The organism is Bacteroides sp. 1001136B_160425_E2 (assembly GCF_015559655.1).
In the GTDB taxonomy this organism is placed as follows: domain Bacteria; phylum Bacteroidota; class Bacteroidia; order Bacteroidales; family Bacteroidaceae; genus Bacteroides; species Bacteroides luhongzhouii.
The window spans coordinates 465,354-487,270 of sequence record NZ_JADMQH010000001.1; the positions used below are offsets into that span (position 1 = coordinate 465,354).

Genomic DNA, 21,917 nt, shown 5'->3' on the forward strand with positions numbered 1-21,917 from the left:
TTGCCATTGACCTGAATAAAATAAATAATTATATTCTTCTTCAGTAAAAGGATCGTCAGGTGTTCCTGAACCACCACCAATCAGACATTTTTGAGTGTTTTTATCAATAAGATTACATTTATCTGTTAGATTTAACAAACTTAATCGACCTACCTTTTTCATTATGTTACATTTTTTTATTTAAGCTCATCCTACATAAAAATTATCCAGTGTTAAACGACTATATAAAATCCATATTCTGTTAATGCTCATCTATCCAATCAGCAATACGTTGAAAAACGTCAATAGCAAACTTCGATTTTGCCATTCGAGGATTATGAGAAGATATCTGTTCTATAAACATAGGAACAAGAGCTTTTACTTTCCGATATCCATGATTTACACTATCAATAGCCAATATCTCATAATCCTTTTTTCCATTCTCTTTGAATATTTGGGCTATTCCTCCCAAGTTTTTCTCACAATCTTGTACTCCATCCATTTTACCACACATTACTAAAACGGGACAAGATAAATCTGAAAAATATTTTTTAGGATCATATTTAACAAAAGCCATAAATCTAGGCCTTGTATATGTCCAAGATATAGTTTCACTAATTTCTTGTAAGGTACTTCTACCAAAAACTTCTTTCTTATTTTGCACTGAATTATAGTATGCTTTGACTGCTTGACTTATGCATATTCTTATGGAATCTGAAGAGTCATATCTATCCACAATTTCGAGATATTTCCTCATACTTAATAGCATATTTTCTTTAACAATGCTATCTATCCTTTCATTAAACATTAAAGGCATAGCCGTCTGATCATATGCAAATTCAACGCCTTTTATACCGCATGTTGATAGAAAGATAGCAAAATCTATAGTTTTATTTTTAGAGGCTTCTATTGCTACACTACAGCCTCCCTCACTATGTCCCAATAAGCCAATAGGGTTATGATTGAAACGTTTATCCTTACGTAGGTTGAGTATAGCATTATGCACATCATCTGCTTGATTATACATTGTTACAGTTTCTTGCCTGGGTAAAAGAGCTTTATCAGAATAGGATCTATTATCAAAGCGCAATGTAGCAACTCCATTTCTTCCCAGAACATCAGCCAATGTAGAGAATAAACCATCATAATCACGGTATATAGGAAAAGGGGGAGCAACCAATATCACAATTTTTGTAAATGAATTCATTTTTTGAGGAAGAATTAATGTTCCTTTCAAATTTAATTTCTCTGTCATATCAGAAAATGAAAATTCTTCCAAAACATAGCTCAATGAATTGAATTCAGAAGAACTATTTTGAGCATAAACACCCAAATAGCCCAATAAACTTAGAAGCAAGATAAGAATAAACCTTTCAGAGAATATATATATTTTTTTGCTCATGACAGATTTTATGATAAAGTTCAATGTATATAATCTTTTAACATCCAACCCTCTCTATAGGTATAAGTCGCATTCAGATAGCGTCCTTGAAATCTCCTTCCACTCAATGTTTCCAGATAACCAAAACTCCTAACAGGCAATAACTGAATAGCTGCTTTAAGTCGTTTTATAATTCTCTCATCTAACCAGCTCAATTTTTCCGGTTCGAGCACATAAATTGAAGATCTACCCGATAGGTCTGTAAAAAGCAATAAAGAGTATGACTTCTTGAAAAGTGTATAAGTAGACTCTATATTCTTATTGACAAAGACTTCCAGACAACTAATATCTGTCAGATTTTGTTCCCAGCACCCATCGTTAATAAATATTTTTTTCTTATCATGAGAGATCGTTCTTTCAGGTATACAAAAAGACTTCTGTGATACAATATGTCCTTTTTGTATTATCAATGTCGTTTTTTCTTTTGAAACCCATTCTCCAAACAATTCATAAGGACAATCCAAAATATCCAATGATCCTGTAAACCACGAAGCCAATATACCTTCCTCGTGATTACCACCATATTTTTCAACAAGCATTGAAAATAACTGATTTGCTTCTTTTTCGGTTATTCCAATAGGAAGAATCGATTTTAAAATTAACTGAGAGTGAAATAGCTCCCACACTGCGTGACAATTATCCATAGCAATATCACAATGTCCTATTTTGAAAGGAGACATCACTAATCTAGTCATATTTGTCTCGCTTACACCACATATATAATCATAAAATTCAATGGGAGATTTCACATTCTTCCTCTCCTGAAAATTCTCTATCATCTCTTTTACAGAAATAGTATCAGAACAAACAAATTCTCTATTCTGAGAATATATTCTCAAACAAAGTAAGAGAAAAATAAAAAACAAACTATTTATACGCATTTTATATATCAATAATAATAGTCCCTACCATCCTTCTCATAATATATTCCAAAATATTCATAACCCTCAAAGATTTCTTTTGGTTAAATGAATTCATTTTTTGAGAAAGAATTAATATTCAAATCATTTTTTTCACTTGTTCGACAATCACTAAACCATATAATTCACAACCTATTATCAAAAATTATATCGCTTCATACTATATGCTATTAGTGTTTTATTTATACAAATAAAAAGTAAATTCATCGATCGTAATCAATTACAAACTCATTGCTATCTATTTTGAAATATGGATCCCAAAATTCTTTAATTTGTCTGCTTCTATCAAATTTTGAAATATGTTTAAGTTCTAATTCGTGCATTCTTAATTCAAAGGGATTAAAAGTTATATCATAAAAAAAGTTCTGCACAGCAAGTAACTCTATAATAGCCAAGTTTTTATCTCCTTTAAAAGCATTAACTATTGCTTTACTAGATAAAAGAGAAGGTTTATTAGTCTCTTTGAATTCTTTTTCAAATAAAGTAATTGATTTCCCAAACATCTCATCCGAAAGAGCTTTCTCATTCAATTTAGCTAGTAGCACCCCTTTCACAAAATACAAATTAGCATCTTCTGGATAATGTTTTATTGCTAGTTCTAGAACATTTATAGCTTCTTTTATATCACCCAACATTGTTGTAAATTGAGCCGTATTTATATAAGCTAATTTATACGTTGAATCAATAGCTATCGATTCTTTCAATAAATGAATTACTTTCCCTATATCTTTTTTTCTTTGAGATTTCATCCAAAATGCCATAGCTTCATTATTCTTTACTACAGCCATCATTATCTGCCCATTACATATAGTTTCGTGAAGAAAGAGCATTAAAAAGATTATAATAATTATTCGTTTCATAAATATCTTATCTATAATTATCGTATATTATTTGTTCTCCATTTATACTTGAATATCCCGAGTAGGAATCACCCTGTGAACCACTTGTCTTGACTATCACTTGTACATGTCCATGGTATTTTGTTAAATCAACAGTTATACTACCTAATGGAGTTTTTCCATATGTCCCATAATAAGAATCAAACACTTCCATATTAAAGACCTCCCTCTCTTCGCCATCTACACGTACTACAACTTGTGCTAGCATATTATATTGCATAGTAGGATTAGTAATATTAGCAGCTATAGTTAAATACCCATTCTCAATTCGAGTATAAACATCTTCTCCATATGTTGCTCTTATTCCAACACCTTCTACTAGATCATACCGCCAATGTATTTCATCATAATGCTTATAAATAGTTTTATTGTATGTACACTCTAATTCAGGTAACACAAATCCCATACCTGCTACATATCCTCCACTCCATGTACCATAATTAAGCATATAATCAAATTCATCCATTGTAAAAGGATCATCTATTGTTCCCGCCCCTGCACCTATAATTTCCTTCTGCGATTCTTTATCTATAATATTTACCACATTTTTTAATTCAAGAAAATTCAATCGACCTACTTTTTTCATTATATTACATTTTTATTTAAATCTAACAACATAAGTCCTAGTACTGCAAATTGATTATTGATAATATCAATATCAAATGAATAGTCTAGCATCTTCTGATCAACATAATTTGTAATATCTTCTAAAGAATAATCTAAAAAATATATGCCATATACAAAGTACCACCACAAAATATTATTCCACTCTTCTATATTAGAAGTATCAATTCCTATAGACAATAATAGTGATTCCAAACGACACTTATAATCAATGTAATCACCATCTGAAATTAATTTCAAAATATATCTCAACAATATAATATCGGATAATTGGTATTGTTGTTGTTCTATCGCGCTGATAGAAAGACGAAGCATATCCTTTTGTAACTGTTTCACATTCTCTGTCTCAATATTCTCTTTAGAAAGCCTGTAATAGACTAAAAACATAGAATTTAAAAATGAAAGTTTTGGCACAAAATTTTTCCTTTGTACCACCTCCCACATAAAGAAGATGCCAACATCTATCATTTCAATAATCCTCTTCTGTCTCTGTTCCGCATTACAAAGAGATAAACGTGAAAGTAAATATACTCCAGAAGAAAAGACAGGGGTTGGAGATGTCGATTCTTTTGTTATTATGGCTTCTGCATTATCTAACAACTGTTTATCCAAATCACGCAAAACATGATCCGGATTTCCTTCTATATAATGGCTCTGCAATAAATAACACAATCCACAACCAATCCCAGCACTCCCATCAATCAAACTCGGTGAAATATTTGGCTTAATTCGGGCATATATTTCATCTATCAATTGATCGGCTATATTTTCATAAACACTGCTTCCTGAATATTTTGCATACGCATACAAAAAGACTGAAAGCCCCATTTTACCTTTGAACAACCCTATCTCTGTTGTATTATCCAAATTTGCAACAACCGTATTGGCTATCTTCCGCATCAACTTATCCATTTTTTTTCTTTTTTATAGCTTCTCTAAATAATGATATCAACTCTGGAATATGATAATCGAAACTAAACTGTTTTCTTTCTTTCAAAACATTTTCTTGCAAAATATTCATTCTTTCTTTATCCCTCAACTTTTTTGATAAATCATAAAAGTCACTGAAGAACACGCCTATATCCAGTCGTCGCAAACACTCTTCCACCGCCACTATATTTCCCGAATTATCTCTTTGTATAATAGGTAGGCCAGCAGAAGCATAAGTACTGACTCTTGCTGGTATATTCAAGTCATCCCAAGTGGCTTTTAATAAATTGCCTTTATTATCACTACGCAAGCAATGTAACCAACCAGCATCATATTTAGAAAATTCTTCCGTCCAACGAACAGGAGGACAATGAGGATGAATATGAAAATAATGAGGGTACTTTCTACAATAATGAGCCAGTTGTTTTGCTTTGGCAGCATGATAGTTTTCGGTATACAGATGTATATGAATATTATTCTTTACCAATATATCCAACTCCCGATCCGAAATTCCAAACATTCTACCAGCAACAACTGTATGTATTTCTCCATCTTTAGAAGATAGTTTAGAAGAAAAATTCTCTTTAAAATAATCTAGCTTCGGTAAATCTCCATCCATAATGAGAAATAGTCCATCGGAAGGAATGAATTGTTCAAACCATCTCTTAACAACCTCATTCAAAAAGATTCTTGCAGTAGAATGCACAAACAAATATATCAGCTTATCCCAGTTACCTGCACGCAAAGAGACTGACAATCCCTCTTTGAAGTGCCAAACAAAAGGTATATCAGGAAAAGCTTTTAAAACACTGCATGACCATGCAATTGCCTCCCAATTTAATAGAGCATAAATTACATCCGGTTGTACTCTTTTTATTTCTTCTTGCCAATTACTATTGGAAAGATCTTCTACATGACCAAACGGAAGAGGACCTATTGTAGAAATACAACATCTAGGTTCTGGTATCCACAGTCCATACAATTTATGTCCGGCTTGTTCCAAAGCTAAAATGCGTTCAGGGTTATAAGCTAATTCACCAACTATCAATATTTTCAAAGATTCTTGTTCTTCTACAATAGGGGTAATATTCTTAAAATCAGAATACAATTCATACTCATCCCAGAACTTTTCTTTTGCAATTCTTATTCGTATAGGATGTTGTATTTTATAAAAGTTTCTTACTCTATTCAATCCTCCACCATGTTTCTCACTTATTATCGAATGGCGTTGATAAGGATGAGAAGTCCAAAAACAAGTAATATCAGAAGCTCTTGTAAAAGAACCATAAACTGTTAGTTTCCTCCAATACATAGCAAACAAATCATCACTTATCCATTCCGACCGTTCTACCCACCGTTCGTTAACCTTTTTATGGGCTGTCTGTACCAATTGCATTTCAAAACCTTTACGAATACCTTTACTTTCAGTATCGTTTGCTTTAAATAAAGAATCACCAGCATCATAACGTACCCCTGTATATACAAGCGCTACATCTTTATCTTGTTCAAAAAACTTCTTTATTGTCTCTAAATGATTCTCAAAATAATAATCATCGGAAGGTAAATAAGCAATCAGATTATATCTCGCAGCTTCAATACCTTGATTCAAGGCGTGACCTAATCCTTGATTACTCTCATTTTTTATATAAACGATTCTTTCATCGTCCAAAAAATCAGAGATAAACATCTCCGTCTCATCTGTACAACCATCATTGATAATAATCAGTTCCCAATTGGGATAAGTCTGTTTACACAAACTAAGAATAGCCCGTCTTATAAAAGAAGAATGATTGTAAGTAGGCATTATTACAGAAAAGAATGTATTCATAATATTAATGTGTGTGTTTTTATATCTGCAAAAGTCGTAATAAGTTTCTGGGAATAGGGAAAATACCCATTCAAAAAAGGAAAATATCTGTTCATTTTAATAAAAATAGAAGAGAGAAACAACAAGTAAATAAAAAAGATCATCTTATGAATAGGATTTTTCCTTTATTGGATAATAATTTTCCCTCTTCTATTTTAAAATAATCTTTCTTTGCAACAGTTATACACAAAGCTATATTATATGGAAACACAAGAAACAGAAAAAGAAAACAAAGAAGTCATACAACGCAGCGAAGAAGTACAAACCATCATAGACAGAATGCCCACCAAGGGGGCAACTTATGCCATTATATTAACATCTTTGCTAATTACAATCATTTTTATATTAGGATTTATCATCAAATATCCAGATACTGTAGATGGACAAATATCCATTACTGCCCAATTGGCTCCTATCAGGCTGATAGCTAATACTTCCGGTAGACTGCATCTGTTACACGAAAATAAAACGACTGTAAATGAAGGAGAAGTTATAGCCTATATAGATAATGAAGCAAATTATCAAGATATTCTAATTGTGGACTCTCTTCTAAATATATATAATGAAAAGAAGCTTGAAGATTTTCCTATTTTCTCCGGAATCATATTGGGAGAAGTCAGCTCTTCATTCAACTCTTTTATAATCACTCATACTCAATATTACCGGGCATTACACTCCGATATTTACAAAATTATGTGTAATAGCCTTCAGGAACAAAATATGATTAATACTGATATTATAAGAAATTTAGATAAAGAACTGTTTCTAAAAGCTGAAAAATTAAAAATTGAAGCTGATTTATTAAGCAAAGACAGCGCACTATATGAAGTAAAGGCCATCAGTGAACAAGAGTACAACCGCCAACAAAGTAGTTTTTACGATATGCAAAACGCATACAAGGAGCTGCATAACAGCAAACTATCACATATAGCCCAAATTAAAAGAAATGAACAACAAATACAACAATATATATTAGAGGAACAGGAGAAGCTGGAGAAATTGAAAGAAGATTTATCGGCTAGCAAATCCCAACTAGAGAACATGATATATACGTGGAAGAAACGATATTTACAGGTAAGCCCCATAGACGGACAAATGGAATATTTAGGATTTTGGAGAGAAAATTATTTTGTACAAAACAACCAAGAGTTATTCTCCATTCTCCCTTATCAAAATGAGATTGTAGGAGAAGTTATAATGCCTTCATATGGCATTGGAAAAGTAAAGGTGGGACAGACAGCCAATGTAAAAGTCAACAATTATCCTTACATGGAATACGGACTTATCAAAGGACAAGTTAGTTCCATATCCCGCCTAGCCAATAAGATCAAACAAAGCTCTAACGGAGCTATGGATGAAGAAAACGTCTATCGTGTACTTATATCTTTTCCAGAAGGTCTAAAAACGAATTTTGGTAGAACCTTAGATCTTGACTTCGAGTCACAAGGAACAGTAGAAATAATTACAAAACCCAAACGACTCATAGAAAGACTCTTCGACAATTTAAAAGCAAAATCTGAACAATAAATTTAAAACGATAATACGATGATACTACACAGATTTCCTGTTGACTATCAAATGGATTCACAAGACTGTGGCCCGGCTTGTCTGAAAATTATAGCTAAATATTTCGGACGATTCTATTCGCTGCAATATCTTAGAGACCAATGTGGAATAACCAAACAAGGAGTTTCATTAGCAGATTTAAGTATTGGAGCAGAAAGTATTGGATTACGTACATTGGCTATTAAATGTACATTAGAAGATGTCGTCAACCAGATACCTTTTCCAGCTATTCTCTTTTGGAAGGAATCACACTTTATTGTAATATATCATGCAGACAAAAAATATATATGGGTATCTGATCCTGCTAAAGGACGCATAAAATATACTCATGAAGAATTCAAAGCTGGATGGTATAAAAAAGAAGAAACGCTCGGTGTATTATTAGCCATAGAGCCTACTGTTGATTTCAAAAGAAGTAAAGTTGAGAAAGAAATAGAGAAGAACAGTTTTATTAGCATTTTACGTTATTTCATCCCTTATAAAAACAGTTTTGCTACTATATTTTTTATTATGTTGGTAGTCACTTTATTACAAGGAATACTACCATTTATTTCCAAAGCTGTTATTGATGTTGGTATAAAGTCATCAGATGTAAACTTTATACACATGGTTTTAATTGGAAATATCAGTATACTCTTAAGTATAACAATATTTAATGTCATTCGTGACTGGGTGCTGATGCATATCACCTCACGAGTTAATATTGCTTTAATATCTGATTATCTGATAAAACTCATGAAACTACCAGTTACTTTTTTCGAAAATAAACTACTAGGAGATATCTTACAAAGAGCGAGAGATCATGAACGCATTCGCAATTTCATCATGAATAATTCATTATCGTTAATATTTTCAACCCTTACATTTATCATATTTAGTATCATACTATTAGTGTATAATTCAATTATATTCTATATATTTCTAACTGGATCTATTTTATATGTAGCTTGGGTATTACTATTTCTCCGGATCAGAAAAAGACTAGATTGGGAATACTTTGAATTGGTATCACAAGATCAAAGCTATTGGGTAGAAACAGTATCCGCTATACAGGATATCAAAATTTATAATTATGAGAAATACCGAAGATGGAAATGGGAAGAAATACAAGCTAGATTATACCGAGTGAACAAAAGGGTATTAAACATCACAAATGCCCAAAAATTAGGAGCACAATTCATCGGAAATATAAAGAATATGGCGATTGTGTTCTTTTGTGCAGGTGCAGTAATCAAAGGAGATATCACATTTGGAGTCATGATATCCACCCAGTTCATTATAGGTATGCTAAATGGCCCACTGACTCAATTCATTAGTTTCATTGTTTCCGCACAATATGCTAAAATAAGCTTTATGCGTATGAACGAAATCAAGCAACTTAAAGATGAAGAAGAATTACTTTCGGTAGGAAGCACTTCTATCCTCCCCGAAAATAGAAATATCACGCTTTCTAATATCGTCTTCCAATATAATACCAATGCACCAATAGTACTAAAGAATATATCTCTGACTATTCCTCAAAATAAAGTAACAGCTATTGTAGGAGGAAGCGGTAGTGGCAAATCAACTTTACTCAAATTATTAGTCAGACTCTACAAACCAACTTATGGAGAAATAAAAATGGGTAATATGAACATATCAAGTATCAATTTGCGTACTTGGCGTAATATGTGTGGAGTAGTCATGCAAGATGGCAAATTATTCAACGATACCATTTTATCTAACATTGTGCTGGACGACGAACATATTGACTACGAGCGCTTACATAAAGTATGTAGAATGGCACAAATAGCTAAAGAAATCAATGGCATGCCCAAAGGATATGAAACAGTCATCGGAGAAAGAGGCCGAGGAATAAGTGGCGGACAAAAACAACGGTTATTAATAGCTCGTGCACTATACCGAGAACCGGATTTTCTATTTCTAGACGAAGCTACTAACTCATTAGATGTTATTAATGAAAAAAAGATTGTAGAAGCTCTGAACGCGGCTTTTAAAAACAGAACAGTCATTGTAGTAGCACACAGATTGAGTACCATACGAAATGCTGACCAAATCATAGTATTACATCAAGGAAAAATAGCAGAAATAGGTAATCATGAGAATCTGATGGCTAGAAAAGGCGAATATTACAAACTGGTTTCCTCTCAATCATAATAATATTAACTATTTTATTTTGAACGAATTGATATGAGCTATAAATGGAAAACAATATGGATACTATTTGTTCCTATATTCTTATACGGGCAAACTCACCAAATATCATTGGAACAAGTTATGAATGAATGGTGTCTGTCCTCACCTTCTGCACAAAAAATTAGATTATCTTATGAAAATACAATACTTGAATATGAAAATTACAAGAAAGATTTTCTGCCTTCTGTCGCTTTCTCATTAAATCCTGTAAATTTTAACAGATCACTGAAATTGATGCAAAATTCTACAGATGGAAACTATTCATATATAGAAGATTACTCCAATAATAGTAGTACACAGATAGCTATTAGACAGAAAATAGGTATCACAGGAGGAGAATTGAACATCAGTTCACGATTAAACTATTTGCACGAGTTCTCAAATCACAGAGATCGTTTTGGCAGTAATCCTCTTAATATCTATTATTCACAACCTTTTATCGGAGGTTTGTACAATTACAAAAAGCAACGGAGCATACAATATGCACAATATAACAATTCTATGAAACAATATTGTTCGGAAATAGCAGACATACAGATACAAGCAGTAAATTTATTCATGAGTTTGTTTGCAAGTAAACTCGCAGCCGATTTATCACACAAAAATCTCCTGATTTCAGATTCTCTTCTTATTGTCAGCAAAGCTTTACTTGATAATGGACATTTCACTGAATATGAATATCACCAAGTGGAATTACAACAGCTTAATAATCAATATGCATTCGAGAATTCAACAAAAAATTATCGTAAAGCATTAAGAGAACTTGCTATATTCCTCAATAAAATGGAATGGACTAACAATAAAATAGAAGTTATGGAACCACCCTTCAACCTGCCTCTGCAAATAGACGAGAAACAGGCATCCTTCTATGCTCGTCAGAATAACCCGTTTGTTTTATCCCAAGAGAAGAAAAGATTAAAAGCAGAACAAACTTTATTCACTGCAAAAATGGATAATCGTTTTAATGGAAATATAAACATTACTTACGGATTGAATCAATATGCTGATCGTTTTATTGATGCCTACAGAAAACCTGATTATACACAAGGAATTGTAATTGGGGTTCAGATTCCGATCTTTCAGTGGGGAATCAACCGGAATAAATTACGAATTGCAAAAAACAACTATCAAAGTAGTATCATAGAGATAGACCAAGCAGAAGCCGATTTTGAGAATAATGTCAGAAATATAGTAGAAAATTATAATCATAATATAAACCTATGGTTTGTAGCTACAAAAAGCTACAAACTCTCGCAAGAACAATACCTCCTTTTAAGTCACAAATTCCGTTCCGGAAAAGTTTCTGTCTATGAGTTGGCTTCTGCACAACAAGAACAATATAGTGCGATGCAAAAATATTATAATGCAATACAAAATGTATGGGACAGTTTCTGCACTTTAAGAAAAGCAACATTGTATGACTTTACTAAACAAATTGAATTAAAAGATTTACTCTCCAATGTTAATGATTAAATATTTATATACAATATCTAAAACATAAAGTTATGAGACTTTCATCTGTTAATTACTCAACCCCTTACCTAGGGAAATATTTTTGTGAGATAGATAATTATAACTTAGCATTTGTAGCTATCTCAAAAAACGCGATCACTTATTTACAAAGTTTAGCCATTTATGGCAAGACCGGTTATATCATGCGTGATGAAGATAGGACACATAAATGGATTGGAGGATGTCCACAAAGCGGCTTTTTGTCTCCTTATGAAAGTTACATAGAAGGACGAGGCAAAGAAGTTATCAAGTTTGCAGTTTGGAGAGACCCGGTAGAACGCTTGGTATCATGTTACAAATATTTTTGTCTAGAAAAACACTATCGACATTATTTCCATTTCTTAGACTTATATAGAGAACCCACTTTTGATCATTTCATGATGTTCGTCAGATTTGAATTGGACAAAAAATATATTATTCTTCAAGACGAACATATACGCAGACAATCTGATTTTTACTCCCCAGACGATGTTGACTTTATTGTACCAATAAAAAAACTGGATACATTTCTACAGAAATACAATGTTCCTATACAATATGGACTCAAAAACTCAACACATGTTGACTTTAAGCTAGATAACGAAGAATATATTAATGAGATCCGTGAACTATATAGGGCTGATTATGAGATACTAAATTCAACAAAATACATATAAAATCTTGTACCACATTAACTGCCACGAATAATATCCTAAGTAGTTAATGTGGTATTAATAAAATTTCGTTTGGTTTATCCATTTCGCAACATATTGAAATACCTCTAACTCATATTTAGGATTCGGTTCACTAGGTTTATGATGTGATAATCGCTTTATAAAGAACGGAACCTTACGCTTTACTTTAAAAAAGTCATGATCCACACTATCAACTGCCATTATTTCACAATTTTCCTTTTGATACTTTTTAATTTTGGTTTATGACTTACGGTTGTGAGCATAATTTTGATGCGTAATCCTCCTACCATAAAGTTGAAAAAACTTTTATTCATTTCCGCCCCCGTTACGAATCTATTCTTAGGAGATAGAGTTCCCCTAAACCACATCCCCTGAATTTACAACTGTTCCCCAAAGCTTCAAATAAAAACAATTATGACACCATACCATTGGTACGATGTCATAATCTTAATAGAACCATGCCAAGAGACCAAAGTCATAATGACATGATGAATTTACACTAACCTAATTTATTTATTTTTCTTCCAAAGCTTGCTCATATCTTCCAATGTCTTGCCTTTCGTTTCAGGTACCCAACGCCAAACAAAGATAGCAGCAGCCACGCAGATAATACCATATAAACTATATGCAAACATCGGGCTGAAGTCGTACAGTGCAGGGAAAGTAGAAGATACAATGTAATTGAATATCCATTGGAATGCCACAGCGATTGCCACCGCTTTACCACGGATGGTGTTCGGGAATATTTCCGAGATCAACACCCAGCAAATCGGCCCCCAAGACATCATAAAGAATGCTGCATACACAATTACTGAAAGTACCGGAAGAATACCCTTTATTGCCATGCTATCACACATTGCTACCGCAAATGCACCTACAGCCATACCAATAGAACCGATTATCAATAGTGGCTTACGTCCGAAGCGGTCTACAGTGAAGATTGCAACTAATGTAAAGACAATGTTTACAATACCCATAATAACTGTTTGCATCATGCCACCTCCTTCTGCACCTGCATTTTCGAAAATACGAGGAGCATAATAAAGTACCGCATTAATACCGATAGCCTGTTGGAATACAGAAAGCAAAATACCGATCACAATTACTGCCACTCCATAAGTAAAGATTTTCTCTGTCTTTTCATGAGCAGTAGCTTTAATATCATTAAGAATTTCCTGCGCTTTTGTCTTACCATTGATCTTTTCAAGGATCGAATAAGCCTTTTCATCCTGCTGTATCAATACAAGATAACGAGGAGTCTTCGGAACAAAGAACAACAACAGGCCAAAGAAAGCGGCAGGGAAAGCTTCCGAACCGAACATGTAACGCCATCCTTCATAAACAGTCCACATATCAGATTCAGCACTAACAGACAGTATACCGGCCGCATCTTTCAGAATAATAGGATTTTGATGTCCGCCCATAATCAAGAAATTCACAAAGTATACTACCAACATACCGAAGATGATAGCAAACTGGTTACATGATACAAGCGTTCCACGAATATTGGAAGGGGCTATTTCAGCAATATACATCGGACAGACTGCAGAAGCCAGTCCAACACCGATACCGCCCAAAACACGATACAAATTAAAAGCAATCAGCAAATCCATATTCGGCTTTCCATATTCGAAAAATAGGACTTCAGGATAATAGGAACCTAATGCTGAAAGGAAAAAGAGTACGGCAGCAAGCCTTAGAGAATTACGACGTCCCAAACGGGAAGCAAATATACCGGAGATCGCACCACCCAGTACACAGCCAATCAATGCACTGGAAGAAGTGATTCCATGCATTACTTTATTGTATTGAAAATCAGAGGCCGAAAGGAAAAAAGCCTCCAAACCTTTCTCTGCACCGGAAATAACTGCTGTATCGTATCCGAAAAGCAGTCCTCCCAGAATGGCGACAGAGGTTATCGAATATAGGTAGAGTTTACTACCTTCGTTCGTTGTATTAATCATGGTTATAAGTAGATAAAGTAGTGTTGTAGTAGTTGGATATATATCACCACAGACTTCACGGATTGACATAGATAAAATTCAAAATAAAAGAGAAGAAAATCAATCTGTGAGAATCCGTGTAATCTGTGGTGGATTTAATTAGCAATACATATTCAGAATTGCTTCATAAAGCTCTTGTTTACCGCTAGTCTGCTTCGGTTCACCGTTTGCTTTAGCATAAGCAACTACATCTTCCAAAGTCAACTTGCCATCTTCAAACTCCTTACCTTTACCGCCATCAAATGAAGCGTAACGGTCGGCCAGCATTTTCTTATACGGAGATTCGTTCAGCAGAGCAGCTGCACTTTCCAATGCACGAGCCATAGCATCCATACCTGCGATGTGAGCGATGAAGATATCTTCCAGGTCAGTAGAGTTACGACGAGTCTTAGCGTCGAAGTTTGTTCCACCGTTACCCAAGCCACCGTTGCGGATAATTTGCATCATAGCTTGTGTCAGTTCGTAGTTATCAATCGGGAATTGGTCTGTATCCCAACCATTCTGATAATCACCACGGTTAGCGTCGATAGAACCCAACATGCCGTTGTCTACTGCTACTGCCAATTCGTGTTCGAAAGTGTGACCAGCCAAAGTTGCGTGGTTTACTTCAATGTTCACTTTGAAATCTTTATCCAATCCATGAGCTTTCAAGAAGCCTATTACAGTTTCTGTATCGACATCATACTGGTGTTTAGTCGGTTCCATTGGTTTCGGTTCGATCAGGAAAGTGCCTTTGAAACCACGGGCACGAGCATAATCACGAGCGATGGTCAGCATTTTTGCCAAGTGTTCTTTTTCACGTTTCTGATCTGTATTCAGAAGAGACATATAACCTTCACGTCCACCCCAGAATACATAGTTTTGACCACCTAATTCGATAGTTGCGTCGATTGCATTCTTGATCTGAACAGCAGCGCGAGCTACTACATCAAAATCAGGGTTAGTAGCTGCACCGTTCATGTAACGTGCATGACCAAATACGTTGGCAGTACCCCACAACAGCTTAATGCCAGTTTCAGCTTGTTTCTGTTTTGCATAAGCTACGATTGCTTTCAGGTTAGCTTCGTATTCTTCGATGCTTGCACCTTCAGAAACCAAGTCCACATCGTGGAAACAGTAGTATTCGATACCCATTTTCTGCATGAATTCAAAACCTGCGTCCATTTTATCTTTTGCAGCTTGTATAGCGTCAGCATTACTATTCCAAGGGAATTGTTTTGTTCCGCCACCAAATTGGTCACCGCCTTCAGCACACAAAGTATGCCACCATGCCATAGCAAATCTCAACCAATCTTTCATTTTCTTACCGTTGATAACCTTTTCAGCATCGTAGTAACGGAATGCCATCGGATTCTTACTATCTTTACCTTCGAACTTAATCTTTTCAATTCCCGGGAAAAATTCTTTTGTTGCCATAATTCTTTTATTTTTTAAATGGTTATTATTTAAATTGTTAATTATTTATCTGAAGAAAGAACCGGAGCCGGTATATTACCGGTCATCGACTTTTCAAGACGGTATTTCCATTTTGCATACGCGTCAGCATATTCCTGTCGTTTTGCCACATTAGGCTCAATCACATCCAGTTTGTCAAGCGTAGCAAATGCCTCATTATTATCCTTGTAGATACCTGCGCCAATGCCCGCACCTTTCGCGGCACCTACGGAACCATCCGTATCGTAAAGCTCGATAGTAGCTCCTGTGACTCCCGCCAAAGTATCACGGAAGATAGAACTCAAAAACATATTAGCGTGTCCGGCATGGATCATCTTCACAGGAATTCCCATTTGCTCCATGATATCAATGCCATATTTAAAAGAGAATACAATACCTTCTTGAGCGGCACGAACAATATGATGTTTGCCATGCGTATTAAAGTCCAGTCCACGAATACTGCAACCGATTTCTTTATTGTTCAGCATACGTTCGGCACCGTTACCAAACGGCAGGATACTGATTCCTGCACTGCCGATAGGAGCTTTGGAAGCTAATACATTCATTTCATTATAAGATATTCCTTCGGGAGCAATGTTGCGTTTTACCCATGAATTGAGAATACCTGTTCCATTGATGCAAAGCAATACTCCCAAACGTGTCTGATCTATGGTATGATTGACATGCGCAAAGGTATTGACACGTGACTGCGGATCATAGTTCACTTCACCGTTCACGCCATAAACCACTCCCGATGTTCCTGCCGTAGAAGCAATCTCTCCCGGATTAAACACATTCAAAGAAAGGGCATTGTTAGGCTGGTCGCCTGCACGATAGGTAATCGGTGTCCCTTCTTTCAGTCCAAGCTCTTTGGCAGCTATTGCATTTACACGTCCCTGTTCAGCAAAAGTCGGCTTAATATCTGCAATCAAAGAAGAATCAAACCCGTAATAATCCATTAAGAAATCAGCCACCCGATTATTCTTGAAATCCCAGAACATACCTTCCGAAAGTCCGGAAACAGTAGTGCAGATTTCTCCACTCAACTTCATGGCAATATAATCGCCCGGCAGCATTATCTTATCAATCTGCTCATAGATGGCCGGTTCGTTTTCTTTAATCCACGCCAACTTGGAAGCGGTAAAATTTCCCGGTGAGTTCAACAAATGAGAAAGACATCTCTCCTCCCCGATTGTCTCAAACGCCTTCTGACCGTATGGCACCGCACGAGAGTCACACCAGATGATAGCAGGACGCAATACATGCTGATTCTTATCAACACAAACCAATCCGTGCATCTGATAAGAGATACCGATGGCTTTAATTTCAGCGGCACTAACTCCGGATTCGGTCATAATAGCCTGCGTGGACAACTTTAAGTTTTCCCACCAACTTTCAGGATCTTGTTCCGCCCATCCGGGATTCACTGCAATAATATTCGCTTCTGTTTTCGGAAAAAATGCCGATGACACACATTTACCAGTTTCAGCATTTACCAAACTCGCTTTTACAGACGAGCTACCGATGTCATAACCTAATAGAAACATAATTTTATTTACGATTAAACGATTTACTATTTACGATTTAACGCTCAATGCCCGACAATTAATACTATAACATTCAACGCCTAATACTTAATACTTGAATAAAATCTACCTTCTCACCTTATTATATATCTTCTTATCAAATTTATAATAACGGGCAGCACGGTGAGCCACTCCTTGTTGCTTTTCTTCCAAAGGAACTACATATTCCATCATTGCTATTTTCTTATGGAAGTTGCGCACATCCACGGCTTTGTCATATACTAATTCAAAAAGGGTCCTCAATTGTGCGGCTGTAAATTTACGCGGAAGCAATTCGAACAATATGGAAGGATTAAATTCTACAAACTGCCGAATGTAAGTCATTGCCTCCTTTATAATCAGATTATGGTCAAAAGCCAATGTTTTCACGTCTTTCAAAGCGATCCAGCAAGCCTGGTGATCGTCCAGATTCTTATCCAACGTACGGTCTATCTTTACCATTGACATATAGGCAATAGTAACAATGCGCTCCACTTTTGACTGCATGGCTCTTTCCAACCAACGTACATCTTTCGGATTACTCGTTCTGTTTTTAGAACCAAATGCTTTAAACTGCATCAGATTCACATTTTTAAGTCCTGTCAATTCATACAAAACTCGTTGTGCAGCTTCATCCAAGGCTTCGTCCATATAGATAAGACTTCCGGGAAGTTTCATATCATGATATACTTCTCCATTATCCTCACCTGCACGTTTTACAAGCAACACTTTCAGTTGTTCTCCGTCAAAACCAATCACTACACAGTCTACTGATATATGATTGTTTGCTAAAGGTGTATTTTTCTGTAAATTTTGCATATCCATTTCTTTAAAACGATGCAAATATAGATGCTAAACCCCATCAAAACAAAATAAGAAATATGCTATAAAACATTGTTTTTCATATAAATACATATCATATATTCTACAATATGAATAGTTAGTGTTATCTTACGAATTACAATATGTATTTTAGTGTTTCCACGGACGAGTAATTGTATAAAGTACAAAAACTAGATTGACGCTTTATTATCAGTACTTTTCATATCTTTTCCAACAGACACCAGCAAAGATACTTATTGTATTTTAAACGATATGTCATTTTGTACCTTATCGTTTTTTATTCTATCTTTGTCGGGTAAATATTAAAAAAACTAAAATGGAACGTCATCCAGTCATTTTATCCATTGCCGGCTCCGATTGTTCGGGAGGCGCAGGTATTCAGGCAGACATAAAAACAATCTCGGCTTTAGGAGGATATGCAGCATCGGCCATTACTGCCATCACCGTACAAAACACACTGGGAGTACGTGCCGTACAGTCCATTTCTCCAGATATTGTTCGCGGACAAATAGAAGCAGTGATGGACGATCTGCAACCGGTTGCCATCAAAATAGGAATGATAAATGATATTCAAATTGTTCGTGTAATTTCCGACTGTTTACAAAAATATTCGCCTGCATACATCGTTTACGATCCGGTAATGGTATCTACCAGCGGAAGGAAACTTATGACAGATGAAGCGATAGAAGAAATCAAAAAAGAACTTTTACCGCTCGTCACATTAATCACTCCCAATATTGACGAAGCAAAAGTACTTACAGGTAAAAATATTCACAACATTCAGGATATGCAGGCTGCTGCCAAAATGCTGACGGATGATTATCAGACTAATATCTTACTAAAAGGCGGACATCTGGAAGGAGACAATATGTGCGACCTTTTGCATACGTCCGAATTTATCTACCATATATATGAAGAGAAAAAAATAGAAAGCCATAATCTGCATGGAACGGGATGTACCCTCTCTTCTGCCATTGCCACCTATCTTGCCAAAGGCTATCCCATGCGAGAATCTATCCAGCATGCGAAAGCATATATCACTCAAGCCATTATCGCAGGAAAAGAATTGAATATCGGGCATGGCAACGGCCCTTTATGGCATTTTCCGGACTCCGTTGCACAAATGTGTACATTTTGTGCGGTTGTATCATAAAAATACGTAACTTTGCACCCGCAATTAAAAATCAATTAAATAATAAAAATATGAAAGCATTTGTATTTCCCGGTCAAGGCGCCCAATTTGTAGGAATGGGTAAAGACCTGTATGAAAACTCAGCTTTAGCAAAAGAATTGTTTGAAAAAGCAAATGATATCCTCGGATATCGCATTACAGATATCATGTTTGATGGCACAGACGAAGATCTTCGTCAGACAAAGGTTACTCAACCTGCCGTATTCCTTCACTCTGTTATTTCTGCTCTTTGCATGGGCGACGACTTCAAGCCGGAAATGACTGCCGGTCACTCACTTGGTGAATTCTCTGCATTGGTAGCTGCCGGCGCATTGAGTTTTGAAGATGGATTGAAACTCGTGTATGCACGTGCAATGGCTATGCAGAAAGCTTGTGAAGCTACTCCTTCCACCATGGCCGCCATTATCGCATTGCCGGATGAGAAAGTAGAAGAAATCTGTGCAGCAGTAAATGCAGAAGGCGAAGTTTGCGTACCGGCCAACTACAACTGTCCGGGACAAATCGTTATCTCTGGTTCTGTACCGGGTATCGAAAAGGCTTGCGAACTGATGAAAGCTGCCGGAGCAAAACGTGCTCTTCCGCTGAAAGTGGGTGGTGCTTTCCATTCTCCATTGATGGATCCTGCTAAAGTAGAATTGGAAGCTGCTATCAAAGCTACCGAAGTACATACTCCTAAATGTCCGGTATATCAGAATGTGGATGCACTTCCTCACACTGACCCTGCAGAAATCAAAAAGAACCTGGTTGCTCAATTGACTGCTTCCGTACGTTGGACACAATCAGTAAAGAATATGGTTGCTGACAGTGCTACTGATTTTACAGAATGTGGCCCGGGTGCTGTACTTCAAGGATTGATTAAAAAGATTGACGGTACTGTCAATGCTCACGGTATTGCATAAATATCCGTAAGACAGACTTCATCTTCATATAAAAAAGCGTGTTGGCAACTATTGCCAACACGCTTTTTTATATATGAGAACCATTGGTAGAAAACCAATGAACATATCGGACGGGAACTGTTACGGAATTACAGCCGTTTCCAAATAGCCACAACGATGAAAGAGGCTGCTCTTATGGCTCTAAAAGCATAATACGTACCAAATCACTAAAAAATAAAGCAATTATGAGCATACTAATAGATAAATCCACCCGTTTGATTGTACAGGGAATCACCGGCAGAGACGGGCTTTTCCATGCCAAGAAGATGAAAGAATACGGAACTAATGTGGTCGGGGGTACTTCTCCGGGCAAAGGAGGAACAGATGTGGACGGAATCCCCGTATTCAATACCATGTATGATGCTGTCGAACAAACAAAAGCTAATACCTCCATCATTTTCGTTCCGGCACGTTTTGCGGCAGATGCTATCATGGAGGCAGCAGACGCAGGCATCCGGATCATAGTCTGCATTGCAGAAGGAATCCCCACACTGGACGTGATTAAGGCGCATCGGTTTGCCGAACAAAAAGGTGCCATGTTGATCGGGCCTAACTGTCCGGGACTTATCTCTCCGGGAAAAAGCATGGTTGGCATCTTACCGGGACAAGTCTTTTTAGAAGGGAAAGTAGGTGTCATCAGCCGTAGCGGAACACTTACTTACGAGATTGTATATCACTTAACAGCTAATGGAATGGGGCAATCCACTGCTATCGGCATCGGGGGCGATCCTGTTGTAGGACTTCACTTCCGCCAACTGTTGGAAATGTTTCAGAATGATCCGGAAACAGAAGCAATCGTCCTGATTGGAGAGATTGGAGGAAATGCGGAAGAGCAAGCAGCCGAATATATCCGCAATAATGTAACCAAACCTGTGGTTGCATTTATTGCCGGACAATCAGCTCCTCCGGGAAAACAAATGGGGCATGCAGGTGCTATCATTTCGGGAAGCTCCGGTTCGGCAAAAGAGAAAATTGAATCTTTGGAAGCAGCTGGTATCCAGGTAGCACAAGAGCCTTCGGATATACCCAAACTATTGAAAAAACAAACTCCAAAAGAGAAATAAAAAATAGAAGCAGTTATAAGAAGAGCATTCATCGGATAAGCGCAGAAGAAACCGAAAAGCATAGCCAACTGCATCATAAACCAGAATATCCATGTATCTTTGGGCAATGACTCATTGATGAATAGCACAAAATAAACAATTAAATTGGAACTTAATAATATGGTGGATGACGAGGAAGATAATAATGAGGATTAAATCGAGTAGGAGGAAAACGAAAGCTTTCTTCCTACTTTCGTTTTCCGACCTCTCACACCACCGTACGTGCCGTTC

17 protein-coding genes and 1 pseudogene are annotated in these 21,917 nt (G+C 36.0%); 7 read left to right on the forward strand and 11 right to left on the reverse strand.

Annotated elements, in window-relative coordinates:
- Window positions 1-241: 241 nt before the first annotated feature.
- The 6 genes from I2I04_RS01865 to I2I04_RS01890 all read right to left on the reverse strand — a co-directional run bounded on the left by I2I04_RS01865 (window position 242) and on the right by I2I04_RS01890 (window position 6,621).
- Complete coding sequence (locus I2I04_RS01865) at window positions 242-1,381, reverse strand: alpha/beta hydrolase family protein (protein WP_195654129.1); 1,140 nt, start codon at window positions 1,379-1,381, stop codon at window positions 242-244.
- A gap of 20 nt (window positions 1,382-1,401) precedes the next feature.
- Complete coding sequence (locus I2I04_RS01870; protein WP_195654130.1) at window positions 1,402-2,301, reverse strand: DUF5030 domain-containing protein; 900 nt, start codon at window positions 2,299-2,301, stop codon at window positions 1,402-1,404.
- A 242-nt stretch (window positions 2,302-2,543) separates the two neighbouring features.
- Window positions 2,544-3,200: a tetratricopeptide repeat protein gene (locus I2I04_RS01875; RefSeq protein WP_195654131.1), complete on the reverse strand. Its 657-nt coding sequence runs from the start codon at window positions 3,198-3,200 to the stop codon at window positions 2,544-2,546.
- A 7-nt stretch (window positions 3,201-3,207) separates the two neighbouring features.
- Window positions 3,208-3,825 (reverse strand): hypothetical protein, encoded by a 618-nt coding sequence (locus I2I04_RS01880; RefSeq protein WP_195654132.1) that lies wholly within the window; start codon window positions 3,823-3,825, stop codon window positions 3,208-3,210.
- Window positions 3,825-4,775, reverse strand: a complete 951-nt coding sequence (locus I2I04_RS01885; RefSeq protein ID WP_195654133.1) for a lanthionine synthetase LanC family protein — start codon at window positions 4,773-4,775, stop codon at window positions 3,825-3,827. The genes I2I04_RS01880 and I2I04_RS01885 overlap by 1 nt, the downstream gene beginning before the upstream one ends.
- The gene (locus I2I04_RS01890) at window positions 4,768-6,621 is read right to left on the reverse strand and encodes a glycosyltransferase family 2 protein (protein WP_195654134.1); all 1,854 of its coding nucleotides are present in this window, start codon (window positions 6,619-6,621) and stop codon (window positions 4,768-4,770) included. The genes I2I04_RS01885 and I2I04_RS01890 overlap by 8 nt, the downstream gene beginning before the upstream one ends.
- A gap of 240 nt (window positions 6,622-6,861) precedes the next feature.
- On the opposite strand from I2I04_RS01890, the gene I2I04_RS01895 reads away from it, so the two are divergent.
- Genes I2I04_RS01895 through I2I04_RS01910 form a run of 4 tightly spaced genes read left to right on the forward strand, consistent with a single transcriptional unit; the run spans window position 6,862 to window position 12,590 of the window.
- Window positions 6,862-8,187, forward strand: coding sequence for an HlyD family secretion protein (locus tag I2I04_RS01895; protein WP_195654135.1), 1,326 nt, complete (start codon window positions 6,862-6,864; stop codon window positions 8,185-8,187).
- An 18-nt stretch (window positions 8,188-8,205) separates the two neighbouring features.
- Window positions 8,206-10,383 carry a peptidase domain-containing ABC transporter gene (locus tag I2I04_RS01900; RefSeq protein ID WP_195654136.1) on the forward strand — a complete coding sequence of 726 codons (2,178 nt, stop codon included), beginning with the start codon at window positions 8,206-8,208 and terminating at the stop codon, window positions 10,381-10,383.
- A 33-nt stretch (window positions 10,384-10,416) separates the two neighbouring features.
- The gene (locus I2I04_RS01905; RefSeq protein ID WP_195654137.1) at window positions 10,417-11,895 is read left to right on the forward strand and encodes a TolC family protein; all 1,479 of its coding nucleotides are present in this window, start codon (window positions 10,417-10,419) and stop codon (window positions 11,893-11,895) included.
- A gap of 32 nt (window positions 11,896-11,927) precedes the next feature.
- Complete coding sequence (locus I2I04_RS01910; RefSeq protein WP_195654138.1) at window positions 11,928-12,590, forward strand: sulfotransferase family 2 domain-containing protein; 663 nt, start codon at window positions 11,928-11,930, stop codon at window positions 12,588-12,590.
- A 527-nt stretch (window positions 12,591-13,117) separates the two neighbouring features.
- On the opposite strand, the gene xylE is transcribed toward I2I04_RS01910, so the two are convergent.
- The 4 genes from xylE to I2I04_RS01930 form a co-directional block, all read right to left on the reverse strand.
- Entirely contained in the window at window positions 13,118-14,572 is a 1,455-nt protein-coding gene (xylE, locus tag I2I04_RS01915) for a D-xylose transporter XylE (RefSeq protein ID WP_143258589.1), read from the reverse strand.
- Window positions 14,573-14,710: 138 nt separating this feature from the next.
- A complete protein-coding gene (xylA, locus tag I2I04_RS01920; RefSeq protein WP_004295876.1) occupies window positions 14,711-16,027 on the reverse strand; it encodes a xylose isomerase in 1,317 nt (438 codons plus the stop codon).
- Window positions 16,028-16,068: 41 nt separating this feature from the next.
- Window positions 16,069-17,592 (reverse strand): xylulokinase, encoded by a 1,524-nt coding sequence (locus I2I04_RS01925; protein WP_195654139.1) that lies wholly within the window; start codon window positions 17,590-17,592, stop codon window positions 16,069-16,071.
- Window positions 17,593-17,697: 105 nt separating this feature from the next.
- Window positions 17,698-18,429 carry an NUDIX hydrolase gene (locus tag I2I04_RS01930; RefSeq protein ID WP_143258590.1) on the reverse strand — a complete coding sequence of 244 codons (732 nt, stop codon included), beginning with the start codon at window positions 18,427-18,429 and terminating at the stop codon, window positions 17,698-17,700.
- Between the two features lie 340 nt (window positions 18,430-18,769).
- Between I2I04_RS01930 and thiD the strand changes: the two genes are divergently transcribed.
- The 3 genes from thiD to sucD all read left to right on the forward strand — a co-directional run bounded on the left by thiD (window position 18,770) and on the right by sucD (window position 21,647).
- Complete coding sequence (thiD, locus tag I2I04_RS01935; RefSeq protein ID WP_143258591.1) at window positions 18,770-19,606, forward strand: bifunctional hydroxymethylpyrimidine kinase/phosphomethylpyrimidine kinase; 837 nt, start codon at window positions 18,770-18,772, stop codon at window positions 19,604-19,606.
- 50 nt (window positions 19,607-19,656) lie between these two features.
- The gene (gene fabD / locus I2I04_RS01940) at window positions 19,657-20,544 is read left to right on the forward strand and encodes an ACP S-malonyltransferase (RefSeq protein WP_195654140.1); all 888 of its coding nucleotides are present in this window, start codon (window positions 19,657-19,659) and stop codon (window positions 20,542-20,544) included.
- A 224-nt stretch (window positions 20,545-20,768) separates the two neighbouring features.
- Complete coding sequence (sucD, locus tag I2I04_RS01945) at window positions 20,769-21,647, forward strand: succinate--CoA ligase subunit alpha (RefSeq protein WP_143258594.1); 879 nt, start codon at window positions 20,769-20,771, stop codon at window positions 21,645-21,647.
- Window positions 21,648-21,649: 2 nt separating this feature from the next.
- Here sucD and I2I04_RS01950 read toward each other — a convergent pair.
- Window positions 21,650-21,787, reverse strand: a pseudogene (locus I2I04_RS01950) (DUF4396 domain-containing protein); the annotation flags it as partial.
- Window positions 21,788-21,917 lie beyond the last annotated feature (130 nt).

What these genes read in the sequence shown, in the direction of transcription:
- I2I04_RS01900 (WP_195654136.1), top strand. Translation starts at nt 8,206, where the DNA reads ATGATACTACACAGATTTCCTGTTGACTATCAAATGGATTCACAAGAC.
- sucD (WP_143258594.1), top strand. Translation starts at nt 20,769, where the DNA reads ATGAGCATACTAATAGATAAATCCACCCGTTTGATTGTACAGGGAATC.
- fabD (WP_195654140.1), top strand. Translation starts at nt 19,657, where the DNA reads ATGAAAGCATTTGTATTTCCCGGTCAAGGCGCCCAATTTGTAGGAATG.
- xylE (WP_143258589.1), bottom strand. Translation starts at nt 14,572, where the DNA reads ATGATTAATACAACGAACGAAGGTAGTAAACTCTACCTATATTCGATA.
- I2I04_RS01930 (WP_143258590.1), bottom strand. Translation starts at nt 18,429, where the DNA reads ATGCAAAATTTACAGAAAAATACACCTTTAGCAAACAATCATATATCA.
- I2I04_RS01885 (WP_195654133.1), bottom strand. Translation starts at nt 4,775, where the DNA reads ATGGATAAGTTGATGCGGAAGATAGCCAATACGGTTGTTGCAAATTTG.
- I2I04_RS01905 (WP_195654137.1), top strand. Translation starts at nt 10,417, where the DNA reads ATGAGCTATAAATGGAAAACAATATGGATACTATTTGTTCCTATATTC.
- I2I04_RS01890 (WP_195654134.1), bottom strand. Translation starts at nt 6,621, where the DNA reads ATGAATACATTCTTTTCTGTAATAATGCCTACTTACAATCATTCTTCT.
- I2I04_RS01895 (WP_195654135.1), top strand. Translation starts at nt 6,862, where the DNA reads ATGGAAACACAAGAAACAGAAAAAGAAAACAAAGAAGTCATACAACGC.
- xylA (WP_004295876.1), bottom strand. Translation starts at nt 16,027, where the DNA reads ATGGCAACAAAAGAATTTTTCCCGGGAATTGAAAAGATTAAGTTCGAA.
- I2I04_RS01870 (WP_195654130.1), bottom strand. Translation starts at nt 2,301, where the DNA reads ATGCGTATAAATAGTTTGTTTTTTATTTTTCTCTTACTTTGTTTGAGA.
- I2I04_RS01910 (WP_195654138.1), top strand. Translation starts at nt 11,928, where the DNA reads ATGAGACTTTCATCTGTTAATTACTCAACCCCTTACCTAGGGAAATAT.
- I2I04_RS01875 (WP_195654131.1), bottom strand. Translation starts at nt 3,200, where the DNA reads ATGAAACGAATAATTATTATAATCTTTTTAATGCTCTTTCTTCACGAA.
- thiD (WP_143258591.1), top strand. Translation starts at nt 18,770, where the DNA reads ATGGAACGTCATCCAGTCATTTTATCCATTGCCGGCTCCGATTGTTCG.
- I2I04_RS01865 (WP_195654129.1), bottom strand. Translation starts at nt 1,381, where the DNA reads ATGAGCAAAAAAATATATATATTCTCTGAAAGGTTTATTCTTATCTTG.
- I2I04_RS01925 (WP_195654139.1), bottom strand. Translation starts at nt 17,592, where the DNA reads ATGTTTCTATTAGGTTATGACATCGGTAGCTCGTCTGTAAAAGCGAGT.
- I2I04_RS01880 (WP_195654132.1), bottom strand. Translation starts at nt 3,825, where the DNA reads ATGAAAAAAGTAGGTCGATTGAATTTTCTTGAATTAAAAAATGTGGTA.